The 13,993-nt window shown below is 36.6% G+C and carries 11 protein-coding genes; 7 read left to right on the top strand and 4 right to left on the bottom strand.

Features of this window, described 5'->3' with window-relative positions:
- Positions 1-7 precede the first annotated feature (7 nt).
- From AABJ51_RS02705 to AABJ51_RS02715, 3 genes are all read right to left on the bottom strand, one after another.
- Positions 8-3,559: a TonB-dependent receptor gene (locus tag AABJ51_RS02705; protein WP_338374309.1), complete on the bottom strand. Its 3,552-nt coding sequence runs from the start codon at positions 3,557-3,559 to the stop codon at positions 8-10.
- A gap of 425 nt (positions 3,560-3,984) precedes the next feature.
- Positions 3,985-4,968, bottom strand: a complete 984-nt coding sequence (locus AABJ51_RS02710) for a FecR family protein (RefSeq protein ID WP_338374310.1) — start codon at positions 4,966-4,968, stop codon at positions 3,985-3,987.
- A 137-nt stretch (positions 4,969-5,105) separates the two neighbouring features.
- Positions 5,106-5,678 (bottom strand): RNA polymerase sigma-70 factor, encoded by a 573-nt coding sequence (locus AABJ51_RS02715; protein ID WP_134437132.1) that lies wholly within the window; start codon positions 5,676-5,678, stop codon positions 5,106-5,108.
- A 598-nt stretch (positions 5,679-6,276) separates the two neighbouring features.
- Between AABJ51_RS02715 and AABJ51_RS02720 the strand changes: the two genes are divergently transcribed.
- The 4 genes from AABJ51_RS02720 to AABJ51_RS02735 all read left to right on the top strand — a co-directional run bounded on the left by AABJ51_RS02720 (position 6,277) and on the right by AABJ51_RS02735 (position 11,373).
- A complete protein-coding gene (locus AABJ51_RS02720; protein WP_035331260.1) occupies positions 6,277-7,119 on the top strand; it encodes a DUF4886 domain-containing protein in 843 nt (280 codons plus the stop codon).
- Between the two features lie 77 nt (positions 7,120-7,196).
- Complete coding sequence (locus AABJ51_RS02725) at positions 7,197-8,381, top strand: ABC transporter ATP-binding protein (RefSeq protein ID WP_338374311.1); 1,185 nt, start codon at positions 7,197-7,199, stop codon at positions 8,379-8,381.
- A gap of 48 nt (positions 8,382-8,429) precedes the next feature.
- Positions 8,430-9,959 (top strand): hypothetical protein, encoded by a 1,530-nt coding sequence (locus AABJ51_RS02730; RefSeq protein WP_338374313.1) that lies wholly within the window; start codon positions 8,430-8,432, stop codon positions 9,957-9,959.
- A gap of 208 nt (positions 9,960-10,167) precedes the next feature.
- Positions 10,168-11,373, top strand: a complete 1,206-nt coding sequence (locus tag AABJ51_RS02735; RefSeq protein ID WP_338374314.1) for an L-serine ammonia-lyase — start codon at positions 10,168-10,170, stop codon at positions 11,371-11,373.
- Positions 11,374-11,443: 70 nt separating this feature from the next.
- Here AABJ51_RS02735 and AABJ51_RS02740 read toward each other — a convergent pair whose 3' ends face one another.
- Positions 11,444-12,028, bottom strand: a complete 585-nt coding sequence (locus tag AABJ51_RS02740) for a hypothetical protein (protein ID WP_338374315.1) — start codon at positions 12,026-12,028, stop codon at positions 11,444-11,446.
- Positions 12,029-12,458: 430 nt separating this feature from the next.
- Between AABJ51_RS02740 and AABJ51_RS02745 the strand changes: the two genes are divergently transcribed.
- From AABJ51_RS02745 to AABJ51_RS02755, 3 genes are all read left to right on the top strand, one after another.
- Positions 12,459-12,827, top strand: a complete 369-nt coding sequence (locus AABJ51_RS02745; protein WP_134437137.1) for an NADH-quinone oxidoreductase subunit A — start codon at positions 12,459-12,461, stop codon at positions 12,825-12,827.
- A gap of 69 nt (positions 12,828-12,896) precedes the next feature.
- Entirely contained in the window at positions 12,897-13,451 is a 555-nt protein-coding gene (locus AABJ51_RS02750) for an NADH-quinone oxidoreductase subunit B (RefSeq protein WP_026625743.1), read from the top strand.
- A complete protein-coding gene (locus tag AABJ51_RS02755) occupies positions 13,451-13,990 on the top strand; it encodes an NADH-quinone oxidoreductase subunit C (RefSeq protein WP_026625744.1) in 540 nt (179 codons plus the stop codon). Before AABJ51_RS02750 ends, AABJ51_RS02755 begins: the two co-directional genes overlap by 1 nt.
- Positions 13,991-13,993: the final 3 nt, after the last annotated feature.

Below are 13,993 nucleotides of genomic sequence, written 5' to 3' on the forward strand. Positions count from 1 at the left end.
TGATTTTTTAGAAAGTAATGTTTAAACCCAGAGTGTATTGTCTCATTGTCGGGTAAGCTATACTAGCTCCGACTTCGGGATCCATACCCGGATAGTCTGTTATAGTCAATAAGTTTTCTCCTCCGATAAATACTCTTACATTGCTCATGGATGCTCTCTTGGTTAATTGCTCAGGAAGAGTATAGCCCAATTGAAGACTCTTCAGTTTCAGATAAGAAGCATTGTATAGATAAAAATCACTGGCTCTGGTATTTTGAGGATCAGTTGTTTTTAGTCTGGGGTAATGTGCCGATGTATTATTTGCCGGATCTGAAGGATTGGTCTCATTATAATAATAATGATTGTTGGCTACCAGAGTCGGCACTGCTTTGCCCAACGCAACAATTGATTGATTCATATATAATTCATTCCAGTAATATGACATGCCGGCACTTCCTGCCCATATCATAGACATATCAAATCCTTTGTATGCAAAATTCATATTGACCCCGTAGTTTATTGTCGGAGATGCATTTTTCCCTGTAAATTTCTGATCATAGGAGTTTCCGTAAATACCATCGCCATTGGTATCTGCGTAGATCAGGTCTCCATACCATATTTTAGATTTACTTACATCTCCCGATGGTTGGAAGATATAACCTTCCGCCATCATCATTTTCAACCAATTCATATCTTGTTCGGTTCTGATCATACCATCTTTAGGTCCTCCATTTATATTTACAGATCCGTCTTTGTTTGTATAACTTCCGTTTCCTTTATATACAGGATATAGATAATATTCGTTTATGCGGTGACCTTCTATAATACGCTGGGTGGTTCCAGTAGAAACAGATCCCAGATTTGAAGAATATTCCCTTTCGCCATTGGCATTGATAAAATAACCTTCTTCAAGAGTACCTTTATACTTCTTGACCTTGTTGTAATTATAGGCGATATTACCTGATACACTATATCTGAAGTCGTTGAATCGTCCATTGTATCCGAGTGTAAATTCAATCCCTTTCTTGGTAACCTGTGCAATATTTTGAGTTGCAGCAGTTGCTGTGCCTGCTGTAAGAGGTATGGTCGGCACGAATAAAATACCCTCGGTAAAGCCTCGGTAAACATCCAATTCGAAATTTAATGCACCTTTCAGAAGATTACCACTCAATCCTAAATTCGTCGTTGTAGTTGTTTCCCATTTCAAATTCGGATTAGCACTTTTTTTTTGGATAAGTCCGTTAGATGCAACGCCGTTGAATGAGTATTGAGTGGTATTATAAGTTGCCTGATAATCGTAATTTCCGGATGCATTATTTCCCGTCTTGCCCCACGATGCCCGTAGTTTTAAGTTGTCTATATACTTGCTGAAATTTTTCATAAATGGTTCTTCAGAGATTCTCCATCCTCCGGAAAATGCCGGAAAAAATCCCCATCGGCTGTCTTTTGAGAATCTTGACGATCCATCGTACCGAAATACAGCTTCGAATAAATAGCGTTGATTATATGCATAATTCAGCCTTCCGAAAAACGACCGTAAAGCAAAGTCATACGCATCGCCGGATATTGAAGTCATGTTGGTTGCAGTATTCAGTGTTGTTAATGATTCATCTAACAATCCTGTTTTTCGGGTTGTGAAATTATACAACTTAAAATATTGCTGGTTATATCCTGCCAATGCCCCTATATCGTGTTTCTCTGCAATAGATGTATTGTATTTTAATACATCTTCCAATATGACATTGTAGTTTTTGTATAAGGAGTATTGAGTATACAATTGACCGGGACTTGTAGCTGCATTACCTATTGTATTGGTTGCAAAGTTCCATCTTTCCTGAGGTACATTGTGCATATTATTCTCAGTGAACGAATTGTCATAGTGAGCTTTGGCTTCCATGCTCAGCCCCTTTATAATATCAAAGTTTGCGAAAACGGTGGTGTTTAATAAGCTTGTAGTATTATCTCCTCCTAAGGAATATAATGAAGCCAATGGGTTATTTGCTGTTGCGGACTCTTCAGCAGCTGAAGGATAACCATATTTGCCATTATATTTTGAATATACTCCTGGTACGGTTGCCGTCAGATATTGAAATACAGTATTCATATCGGTTACGCTGGAGTTCTGTACCGACCCGAATGTCTGCGTTCCTACGGTAAGGAAATTCGTAACTTTAGATTGGAGGTTAATACGAAGCTGATAACGTTCGGCTCCTGTATTAGGCATCGTTCCGGGGTTATTCATATAACCCGCAGACAATAAGAATTGCGTAGTTTGGGTACCCCCTCTCAGCGATATATTATGATTTTGAAGCAGTTTATTGCGGAATACTTCTTCTGCCCATTTTGTGTTGGGATAAGCTACATAATTAGGTATACCTTCGGATGTTAATCCGTTGGGGTTTGCCTTCGCATTTTGCCAGAGAGCAATGGTTGCGTCTGTGTATACAGGTGCCTGTCCGATATTAGAGTAACCTTGATTGACTAGCTGCATATGCTGTACGTAGTCGGATACGAATCCCGGTAGATTATTTGGTTTGGTTATGGATGTATTGCCAGAATAATTAACCGATACTTTGCCTTGACTTCCGCTCTTCGTTGTAATCAGAATAACTCCATTAGATGCTAAAGATCCGTATATAGCTGCTGTTGCTGCATCTTTTAATACCGATATACTTTCTACATCATTTGGATTAACTCCTGTTGTAGATCCGGCAATTCCGTCAACGATTACTAATGGTCCTGTACTGTTTAGAGTACCTGTTCCTCTGATCAGAATATCCGCTCCGTCACCTCCCGGTTTACCCGAAGTATTGCGTACGTATACTCCGGTTGCTAATCCGGCAAGAGCGGATGATAAGTTTGTGACAGGTCTGCTGTCGAGTGATTTAGAATTGATAGTTGCCACAGATCCTATAACATTAACCCTTTTTTGAGTAGCATAACCTACAGCTACAACCTCATTAAGCCCTATTGCATCATCCTGTAGTACAACATTTACACTGTTTTGACCTTTTACGGCAACTTCTTGTTTTCTCATACCGATAAAGGAGAACTCCAAAACAGAATTATCTTCGATATTCTGTATTGTATATGCTCCATCTAAATCGGTCATTACACCTTGCTTGTTTCCTTTAACTGTAACAGTTACTCCCGGAAGTGGCTGTCCTTCTTCATCTTTGACGAAACCTGTGATGCCTTTGCCGTTTTTTTTTGCTGTTTCATTCGGTACATCCTGAGGCTGCCCTGCTGTTTTCTGATAAAGAACGATAAGATTGTCTTTGTCTTTCTTATAATTAATACTTGTTTGTGATAAAAGCTGAGACATTACTTTATCAATGGATGTGTTGTTTACTTTGAGTGTACACTCCTGATCTAAGCCTGTTAGTCCTTCATTGTAGAAAAAGCGGTATTCACTTTTCGATTCTATCAATTTCAGAACTTCTTTCAGTGGTTGTTGTTTTACTTCAATGCTGATTTGCGCCCTCACAAAAGACGGAAAAAGCAATAGCAATACAACTAGGTACCGCATGGCAGAATGTCGCCATCTGATTCCTACAGTGTCATTTACTTGCATTCTCATACGTGTTAAATTTAAAGTTAAAAAAGGTTTAGAGTCTGTTTAAATTTTATAGCAAAGCTTTTTTATAGCAGTTGTTAGATGAATTTTTCAATTTGTTTTTAAAGGTTTAGCCCGCTAAACCAAGAAGATAAATTGAAAAATAGACTCACAAGAGCAGAAAAAAGCAGCTAAGAATTAGTTTGGAGAGCCTTAATGAAAATCTTCGCTAAAATTTAAACAGGCTCTAAATAAAACTCTCTTATATGTATACAGTTGAGGCGGAAAAATCCACTACCCAGTTTTCATTTTTAACATTTTAATATCAAAAAAAGAGCAACCTAAATAATATCCGGTTACTCTTTTATTTGATGTAAGTGATTTGTATATAGTGTTTTGTGCTGTTTTGTATTGACTGTCTTTCAATACTGGAAGCGGACGGGGTTTATTTATTTTTTCTGTAAAATAACCTGTTGATCTTCTATCCTGAACTTTAACGATGAGGTCAGTGCTAATATATTCAGCATACTTTCGAGGCTGCTGTTATTTATTGTACCCGTAAAATATTGATTCTCGATATCTTTCGATGCGAATATCAACTGTACATTGTATGTCCGTTCGATACTTTTGGCTATTTCCTTGAGTGAAGCATGCTCGAAGCGGAACTGATTGTCCCTCCATCCTGTAAAGTCGGTTGCATTGGTCACTTGTTTGACTTCATTGGAGTGTGTATGCTTGTCATACTCTATTCTTTCGTTAGGGGATAATAGGAGTTCTCCTCCCGGAGTATCAACCCTTATTTTTCCATTTATCAACACTGAAGATACAGTTTCGTCGTCGTCATAAGCCCTTACTACAAATGCAGTTCCTAATGCTTCTACCAAAATATCATTACACTTCACCCTGAATGGCCTATCCTTATTATGAGCCACCTCAAAATAGGCTTCTCCGGAGAGACTCAGTTCTCTGTCTTTAATATTAAAGTCGGGAGTACATATTAGTTTAGATTTAGAGTTGAGCCATACTTTAGTCCCGTCAGGTAAAGTAACGGATGCTTTTTGTCCTTGTTCAACAGCTATTGTATACGGAGACAAGTCCGTTTTATCTGTTGATCCTTTCGCCGTCAAGTAGAAATACATCCCCATAGCCGTTAGTATAGGCAGTACGGCCGCCGCCACAAGCCACCATCTTTTCTTGGAGGCAGGTAAATGTAGAGGTTCATCCTCCTGCTTTATTTCTTTTTGTATATTGCGGAGCATCCTATGCTGTATAGTAGGATCTATTTCGGAAGGTGAGTTTTCGATCTGTTGTTCGAGCCAACAAGAAAGTTCCGGATTGTTTTTTATCCAATCAGTTAATCTGGCAATTTCCATATCAGAAGCTTTGCCATAGACATAGCGTTCAAAAAGTTCTACACATTCTTCCGGTTTCATATATTTAGACTGTTCTTTGCTGTTTTTTTCTGGTATAGGTATTTATACTTGTTTACCTGTCAACTCGTTTGCTCTATATTATTAATTCATCTCTTTACTTAATATACAGTTATACCTAACTTTTCCACTATCTAAAGTTAAAAAAACATCCATAAAAATAAGATATAGATGATGTAATATTTCAGCTTTTCTCTCATATAAGCCAATGATTTAGCTAATTGGGTTTCAATGGTACTCTCCGAAATTTGTAATTGCCGGGCAATGGTTTTATTTGAATATCCATATTTACGGCTTAATATAAAGATTTCTTTTCGTTTGGGAGGCAATTCTTCTGTAAGCTTATCTATAAAATCTTCGAGTAATTTACGGTCGATCTCTTTTTCTGTCACATTATCATATAGCATATCTGCATTGTTTTTTACGTATTCGGTGTATATATATCGAACCGCTTCGTGTTCATAATCATTGAGCAGCAGATTTTTGGCTATAGTACATAGGTATGACAGAAAAGACCTTTCCGGATCTATTTTAGTTTGCTGTTCCCATATTTTGATAAAAGTGCGCTGTACCAATTCTTCTGCGACATGAGTATTTCCTTGTGTAAGCTTCAATATAAAATTGTATAGCTTGCCACTGTACAGATAGTACATGTGTTCGAACGCCTCATTGCTTCCTCGAGAAAGCAAGTATAATTTTTCTTTTTCGCTCATGGTAGTCCGATATAGACGCGGTTTTTTGCTGCTTAAGGTCTCAGACCTTTTATTTATCAGTAAACGATTTTTACAAGGAAACGGGTAAACGAGTTAATATCTTTTTTATACTTGTTTACTGTATTCATTGATACTTTCTGTTACTTGTGTATTTTTACAACTTATATAAATCCATGATGATTGGATTTGTTTATATCAGGCAATATTTTCATAGTACTAAGCCTTAGACTCTAGTTTTTGTTTTTCATAAAAAGGTTATTCTATCCTTAACTATTCGATAAAAACCTGAAATAGAGAACAAAGGATATTGTTTTCTGTTTTTTTCATTTATAATATGAGTTTGTTTAGTATTAGAGGTTCTTTAAAATCTATTTAGTATTTTTGACGGCGAAGAACACAAAGATATGCTAAATATCGAAACTACGGTTGTTCAACCGGATATTTGTATATAGCAGCACATTTTTCTTCATTAGATTATATTTATCTGATTGTATTAAGGTCTTAGTTGTTTTTGTTACTAGTCTGTAAATAAGTAGATTAGTTGACAATTAAGTGAATCTATTTATATGTATCATTAATACTTACTATTACTTATATTATGTTTCATAAAATTACCTTATTATCTATTATTTTATTTATCAGTATTTCAGTTTTTTGTGTTAATGACACAATACGGGTTTTGACTATCGGTAATAGTTTCTCCGAAGACGCTGTCGAAAATAACCTCTATGATCTGGGTAAAGCCGACGGCATTACTTTTATTATAGGTAATATAATGATTGGAGGCTGTTCGCTTGAAAAGCATTGGAATAATGCCGCTAATAATCTGCCTGCTTATTCATACCGGAAAACAGAGTCCGATGGAGCGAAAAAAGTGCTTGGAGGTGCCAGATTATCGGAAATCATTCCGAGCGAGAAGTGGGATTATATTTCATTTCAGCAAGTAAGTTCCAATACAGGTAAATATGAGACTTACTTTCCCTATCTTTCCAACCTTTTTGATTATGTAAGAACAAGGAGTTCCAATCCTGATACAAAATACATTTTGCATATGACATGGGCGTATGCAAAAGATTCAAAGCACGCCGGATTTGCGAATTACAATAATGATCAGATAAAGATGTACACAGCTATTGTTGAAACTGTAAATAAGGTCGCAGAGAAGGTCGCTATTAATATTGTGATTCCATCAGGAACAGCAATTCAAAATGCGAGAACATCATATCTGGGAGACACTTTTTGTAGAGACGGGCATCATCTCAATTTGATTATCGGACGATATATTGCGGCATGCACATGGTACGAAAAATTGACAGGGCGCAATGTAATAGGCAATTCATTCGCTCCGGCATCTTTGACTGAAACTGAAATTAGAATAGCTCAGGAAGCCGCTCACAGGGCAGTCATACATCCCGATCGAATAACGGCATTTGCCGATTAACGGATAAATTAGCCTGAAACACGATTGAATTAATAGAAAGTTTATATCTTAGCATCTGTCATAGATAAAACAACAATATGCAAATATTTGAAACGTACTACAAAAACATATATCAATTGCTTGATTATGAAGATTACTCAGGACTTCTGAAGCGATTGATTGATTTAACTCTGGATACAGAAGATCTTGTATATTATAAGAAAATGCATGATTTGCTTGACTGGCTGGAGAGCAATCAGAAGAATATTTCTGAAATTCAGGTTAAGTTCAGATCGATGCTCGAAGAGCTAAAAGATGTCTTGAGCAGAAAAGAGATAAAGAAACGTGATACACTCCTTGAAATAAAAGATCTGACGAAGGGATATTTAAATTCGTCATTTTCTTTAGGTCCTATTTCGTTATCAGTATCGGAAGGTGAGATAATCGGATTGGTTGGTGAGAATGGAAATGGAAAAACCACCCTGTTACGGTCTTTGTGCCGGGAGTTGGATATTACCGGAGGAACTATCAATTATAATTTTCCGAGTAAAGATAATTACGATCTGCGCACTCAATTGGTATATATTCCTCAGAGAACAAAAGACTGGCATGGCTCACTTTTAACCAATTTGCAATTTACGGCATCGTCTTATGGTATTCGTGGAGAAGAAAATGAATACTTGGTTCAGCTGGTTATTGCTCGTATGGGATTAAGAGCATATCGTCATCTTAATTGGAAAAGTTTGTCCTCGGGTTATAAGATGCGTTTCGAGCTGGCTCGTATGTTATTGCGGAAGCCTAAGCTACTGTTAATAGACGAACCTTTGGCCAATCTGGATATTCTGGCACAGCAAGTTGTTCTTGACGATTTCAGGGATATTGCTAAGTCACTTTTCCGTCCTCTGGGTATCGTTTTAAGTTCCCAACAACTTTACGAAGTTGAGAAGACATCGGATCGGGTTGTGTTTTTGAAACAAGGAAACCCCCAAAGTATTAATTATACAAGTACGACAGAAGGATCTGATATTCTGTTAGTTAAAGATAAGGAAGAAGCTATACCTGAACTTATTATTGAATTTGAAAGCGATTGGGGACAGGATCTGATACGTGAGTCTTTAGCCGTTATCGGAATGGAAAGCCTTCAGCTAAAAGGAGGAACGTATGTCGCGATTTTTTCTGCAAGTGTTACTCTTAATCATTTTTTACAGCTGGTTGTAGATAAAAATATTCCTTTGAGCTATTTCAGGAATATATCTAATTCCACACGCCGTTTCTTTCTGTAACTAAGGTTAAGCCCTTAATTATTCCTTTTTTACTAAAGCTTATACAAGATGCTAGACAAAATACAAAAATATCTATTACTGAATCATCCGTTGCTCTGGAATATACGGATTGTACCCGTGTTGGGGTTTACAATATTAGTTAATGTCCTGTTCTTTCTTATAGGGTATTTCTCTTCTTCGATTGATTTCTCAAAGTCGAATTACTATGATGATTTTATAGATTCGGGAATTCTTTATTTTTCGATCGGTTTAATCTGTGTACTGACACTCATTATATGGCTTATATTCTATTCGAAGAATAATGCCTTCAAATCTTTTTATCCTCGGTCGGCTAAGTCCCTGTATCTTGAATGGGTATTAATATATACAATTATCTTTATGTCTATATTGCCATTCTTTTCTCTGAATGTCGGAAGTACAATGAAAAAGCGTTCGTATGCAACCGAGAAGGAGGCTTTAAAAGCTGTCGAAACTTTGAATATGATCAAAATACTTATTCCTACCGATAAAACTAATTATTATAGAGAATATCCGGATGAAGAAACAGCCATCATTGAGAATAAAAGAAAAACGATGTCTTTAGATTCGGCTGTGATATTAGCAGAGGGGCAAAATGTATACTATGAAAATTATCCAGATTTCGCTCAACTGTCTTTGCTTAATTATCAGGAGTATACACCTATATATGTGTCGAGCGGCTACGATCATTACGGATTAAAGAATTCGGAGACAGTAAAAGAATGGCTGAAAGGTCAGGATAAAGAAAAAATAGCTCATTTAATGGATGATTTTCTGTTATTACATACCGATCGACATCTCAAAACTAATCTGAACAGAGATTTATGGCTTAAGCTGGTTTATAATCCATCGAAATATCCGGTTGGAGATTTTAACTTGATCAGACCTTATAATCTAGAGAATAGCGAATATAATTATAGATCTTATAATTATAAATCAAACAATAGCAATAGCTATAATAATATCGAATACTATGTCCAATTTGAAGAATTGAAAAGTGGTTACGAAAAAGTCTTCGATGCATACGATATACCTCTTTTTAATCCTATTGCATTGTTGATTGTTTTATGCGTATCAGGAGGTTTTTCATTGCTTATATTTTCGTATCGTGTGACATCCGGTAAGGCATGGCTGATTGCATTTGTATCTTTAGGAATCTTTTTATTTGTTGATGGGTTGTTTTCTCTAATCTCAGGTGTCTCGGGATTTTTTGCATATCATGTTGTCTTATTGATTTTATTTGGAGTAGAACTCGCCAACATATTATCCCGAAATTCAAATTTGCAGAATAAAGGAAGATCAAATATATATGTCAACCATTTATTGTGGTTTATACCGGCTGTACCAGCCATTCTGTTCTTTTTTGGTTATTCGATATGCAGTTCCGGATGCTATGACAGTGATGGAATTAATCAGAACACGTTGGGTTGTATATGGTATCGTTTTATGGATGATCATATCGCTGAATTTGTATTAGGTAATGTTTGCTTGACATTTGTATCGATGTGGTTTTTTATTCGTTATGTGTTACTTCGATGGAAAAGTTTACCCGAAGAATAATCTGATGTTAAAAGACTCTGTATATAATTATAAAACCCGCATTTGTAGTGCGGGTTTTATAATTACAATAGCTAACTTTGAGGCATTAAAGCCGTAGGCTTTCTTATTGGCTTTGTTCGTATACTTATTGTAGTTCGTTTTCGTTTTAAAATACAATATTAAATACTTTCAGCTCATATAATTTTCGAAAAAATAATAATAATATTATATGCAATCGATTAGGAAAATATTTAAAATAGGCTTTGGTCCGTCAAGCAGCCATACTATGGGACCAAGTAATGCTGCTAAAATCTTTAAGGAGCGAAATCCTAAGGCCGATTCATATATGGTTGATTTGTATGGCAGTTTGGCGGCAACCGGAAAAGGGCATATGACTGATGTTGCTATAGCCGAAATGTTTGCTCCGAAATCCGTAGAAATAAAATGGATACCTGATAAAGAATTGCCTTTTCATCCGAATGGGATGATCTTGAGGTCTTTATCCTCTGATAAAGATATACTTGATACCTGGACAATATATAGTATAGGAGGAGGTGATCTGGCTGATGAAAAAACAAAAATATCTGTTCAGCCGATTTATGACAAACATACGATGAAACAAATTCTCGATTGGACTCATAAAACAGGAAAAACATTTTGGGAATATGTCGAAGAGACAGAAGGTACCGAGATATTTGATTATCTGAATGATGTGTGGACTGTAATGAAGGCTGCTATTAGAAACGGCATAGAAGAAGAAGGGATCTTACCCGGTGGACTAGGTTTGCAACGGAAGGCTTCATCTTATTTTGTTAAGGCGAAGGGATACAATGGTTCAATGATGAGCCGTGCTTTGCTTTTTTCGTATGCACTGGCTATGTCCGAAACAAATGCTTCCGGAGGAAAGGTCGTAACTGCTCCTACTTGTGGTTCGTGTGGAGTGTTACCTGCTGTTTTATATCATCTGCATAGCAGTCATCACAATGTAAGTGACAAGAAAATTCTGAGAGCTTTGGCTACGGCCGGTCTAATCGGTAATATAGTTAAAGAGAACGCATCCGTTTCGGGAGCAGAGGTCGGATGTCAAGGTGAAATCGGAGTGGCATGTGCAATGGCTGCGGCTGCCGGTGCACAGCTTTTCGGTGGAACCACCTCCCAGATTGAATATGCAGCCGAAATGGGACTCGAGCATCATTTAGGCTTGACTTGCGATCCCATCTGTGGGTTAGTACAGGTTCCTTGTATTGAAAGGAATGCTTTTGCTGCGGTACGTGCTCTGGATTCGTGCTCTTATGCCATGCTTTCGGATGGAAAGCATCTGGTCAGTTTCGATAAAGTGGTTCGTACAATGAAAGAAACCGGACACGATTTACCCAGCCTATATAAAGAGACATCGCATGGCGGATTAGCAAAAAATATAAATAATGAAGATTGAGTTTGTGCTAATATACAAAAAAGAGAGTTTTATTAACTCTCTTTTTTGTATATAATATTCTATACTTTATTTATTCAGCATCTACCCCAAAACTCGAAATTATTGTTGCTTTTTCATCCAAAGCGTTAGGGTTCATAGTCACAATACCGAATTCCCCAGTTCTGTTTTCAGTGATGGTAATCAGATAAGAACTTGTTCCATACTTTTTTGCTGTAAAAGGTAATTCTTGTAAATTGTTTTTTGATGCTCCTCCAAAAGTAGAAACCGAAGCAAGTTCAGCAGTTCTTTCTTTTTTCTTCGATTCAAGTTGGAATATTTTAATAAAAGCTAAAGGATCGGTATGATTGTCCGCCGCTTTGATAATAAAACGGATTTTGTCCGATTCTTTGGCTCTTACTCCTGCGCAACAGCCTGCGATTTTCATTTTTGTTTTTACATTGCCTATTCCGACGATATACAGGCTGGCTCCGGCTTTAGTCTTTGTTTGTACTGGTGATTTTTCCAAGGCTTCGGTTGTATTATCAGCTCGGATAATAACGACCTCTCCTATAAATTCGGGTTCGGAAATCGAACTTATGTCCTGAGAATAAAGATTAGTGAAAGAGAAAGCTGAGACAAATAAAAAAGATAAGATTGTTTTTCTAAATGTTTTCATAATAATTCCATTTGTATTTTAATTAGTGCTATATATATGTAGTATTAAAATGTAAAGTGCAAATATAAATAAATAATCAAATGTGTAGGTGTTTAGATGTTATATTTTCTTTTTGAAAATATAATGTTATTTGGATTGGGCTTTATTTGTTGTTGATAAAGATAATAAATTTAATAAAAAGACATATAATAAGTTCTGCTTATTAAATAAAAGGATGCTTTTTTTGTTTATTAGCTTATAAAAACTACTTGTAATCTTCAGTTTGTTAAGTCTGTTTAACAAAAAGACTGTATTTTGCGCTCCTGGTTTGACAGCGTGTGACATATTGATAAAATATATGGCTTGATAGATGGTTTTTGAAAGTGTTTTGTTTATATTTGTAAGAGAAATGTAACGAAATGTCATTTTTATAGATCCTAAATAACTAAAGATGGAATCAAACTTATTTGACTTTGTTCCTATCCTAATGCAGGTAGCGTTTTCTGCGGTCTTCGTTTTCGGAACAATTTTAGTTTCAAATTTTTTAGGTCCAAAACACAAAGCCTCAAGAAAAAATCAAAATTTTGAGTGCGGTCTGGAGCCGATTGGCAATGCCCGGACTCCATTCGCTGTTAAGTATTTTCTTGTAGCTATTCTTTTTGTGCTTTTCGATATAGAAATTATTTTCATGTATCCTTGGGCTATTAATTATAAAGAAATCGGATTGAGTGGTTTGTTGAAGATGGGAGGCTTTATAGCTATGCTTCTTGTCGGATACCTTTATATTGTTAAACGTAAAGCCCTCGATTGGGAAAGATAGGGGCGCAGACCCTTTTGTTATTATATCGTTAAGATATATCTTATTTCGGCAACTAAAGCAGGTTTAACCATGAGTGATTCAACTAATAAAATAAATATAGCTCCGGCTCCGGATGGTTATTCGGGCAGTGGTTTCTTTGCCACTAAGTTCGATTATGTGATCGGTTTGGCTAGGGCAAATTCTCTGTGGCCATTGCCATTTGCTACATCTTGTTGTGGTATAGAATTTATGGCAACCATGGCGTCTACATACGATATGGGGCGTTTCGGTGCAGAGCGTAACAGTTTTTCTCCTCGTCAGGCAGATATGCTGTTAGTGATGGGCACTATCTCTAAAAAGATGGCGCCTATTTTGCGTCATGTATATGAGCAAATGGCTGAACCCAAATGGGTGATTGCCGTTGGTGCTTGTGCTTCTTCCGGAGGAGTATTCGATACTTATTCGGTACTACAGGGCATAGATAAAGTAATTCCGGTAGATGTATATGTGCCGGGTTGTCCGCCTCGTCCCGAACAAATCCTGGATGGCGTTATGCAATTGCAAGAGATTGTAAAAAGCGAATCGATCCATAGAAGAGGTTCGGAAAAATATCAGGAATTATTGGAATCATATAAATTTGAATAATGTCACTAGAAATTACAGATATTCAAAATAGAATCAGTAGTCGTTTCGGAGAAGAAGTGTTAAACTTCAGGATGGAACGGGATATTCTTACGTTTGATGCAACTTCATCGGTAATAAAAGAAGTAATCAGGTTTATGAAAGAAGATGAAGTTTTACGCTTTAATTTCTTGACGGATCTTTGTGGGGTACATTATCCTGATAATGAAGTGAAAGCTCAGTTTGCTGTAGTGTATCTTCTTCATAACTGGATTGATAATGTACGGGTAAGAGTTAAAACATTCCTTTCGGCAGATAAAGTTGAAGTTGATACCGTTTCGGATATTTTTGCATCAGCTAACTGGATGGAGCGTGAAACTTATGATTTCTATGGCGTTGTGTTTCAAGGGCACCCAAAGCTTAAGCGTATATTGAATGACGAAGGGATGATTTCATTTCCCATGAGAAAAGAATATCCGTTGGAAGATTCGGGACGTACCGATAAAGATGACCGTTTTTTTGGTCGTACACCAGATAATTATGATCCAAATACTAATAAATAAGGT

The organism is Indolivaga capnocytophagoides, assembly GCF_036511535.1.
GTDB lineage: Bacteria > Bacteroidota > Bacteroidia > Bacteroidales > Dysgonomonadaceae > Dysgonomonas_A > Dysgonomonas_A capnocytophagoides.

Bases quoted from the DNA above. Each gene is read 5' to 3' on its own strand.
- AABJ51_RS02705 (WP_338374309.1), bottom strand. From the start codon at position 3,559: ATGAGAATGCAAGTAAATGACACTGTAGGAATCAGATGGCGACATTCT.
- AABJ51_RS02710 (WP_338374310.1), bottom strand. From the start codon at position 4,968: ATGAAACCGGAAGAATGTGTAGAACTTTTTGAACGCTATGTCTATGGC.
- AABJ51_RS02715 (WP_134437132.1), bottom strand. From the start codon at position 5,678: ATGAGCGAAAAAGAAAAATTATACTTGCTTTCTCGAGGAAGCAATGAG.
- AABJ51_RS02720 (WP_035331260.1), top strand. From the start codon at position 6,277: ATGTTTCATAAAATTACCTTATTATCTATTATTTTATTTATCAGTATT.
- AABJ51_RS02725 (WP_338374311.1), top strand. From the start codon at position 7,197: ATGCAAATATTTGAAACGTACTACAAAAACATATATCAATTGCTTGAT.
- AABJ51_RS02730 (WP_338374313.1), top strand. From the start codon at position 8,430: ATGCTAGACAAAATACAAAAATATCTATTACTGAATCATCCGTTGCTC.
- AABJ51_RS02735 (WP_338374314.1), top strand. From the start codon at position 10,168: ATGCAATCGATTAGGAAAATATTTAAAATAGGCTTTGGTCCGTCAAGC.
- AABJ51_RS02740 (WP_338374315.1), bottom strand. From the start codon at position 12,028: ATGAAAACATTTAGAAAAACAATCTTATCTTTTTTATTTGTCTCAGCT.
- AABJ51_RS02745 (WP_134437137.1), top strand. From the start codon at position 12,459: ATGGAATCAAACTTATTTGACTTTGTTCCTATCCTAATGCAGGTAGCG.
- AABJ51_RS02750 (WP_026625743.1), top strand. From the start codon at position 12,897: ATGAGTGATTCAACTAATAAAATAAATATAGCTCCGGCTCCGGATGGT.
- AABJ51_RS02755 (WP_026625744.1), top strand. From the start codon at position 13,451: ATGTCACTAGAAATTACAGATATTCAAAATAGAATCAGTAGTCGTTTC.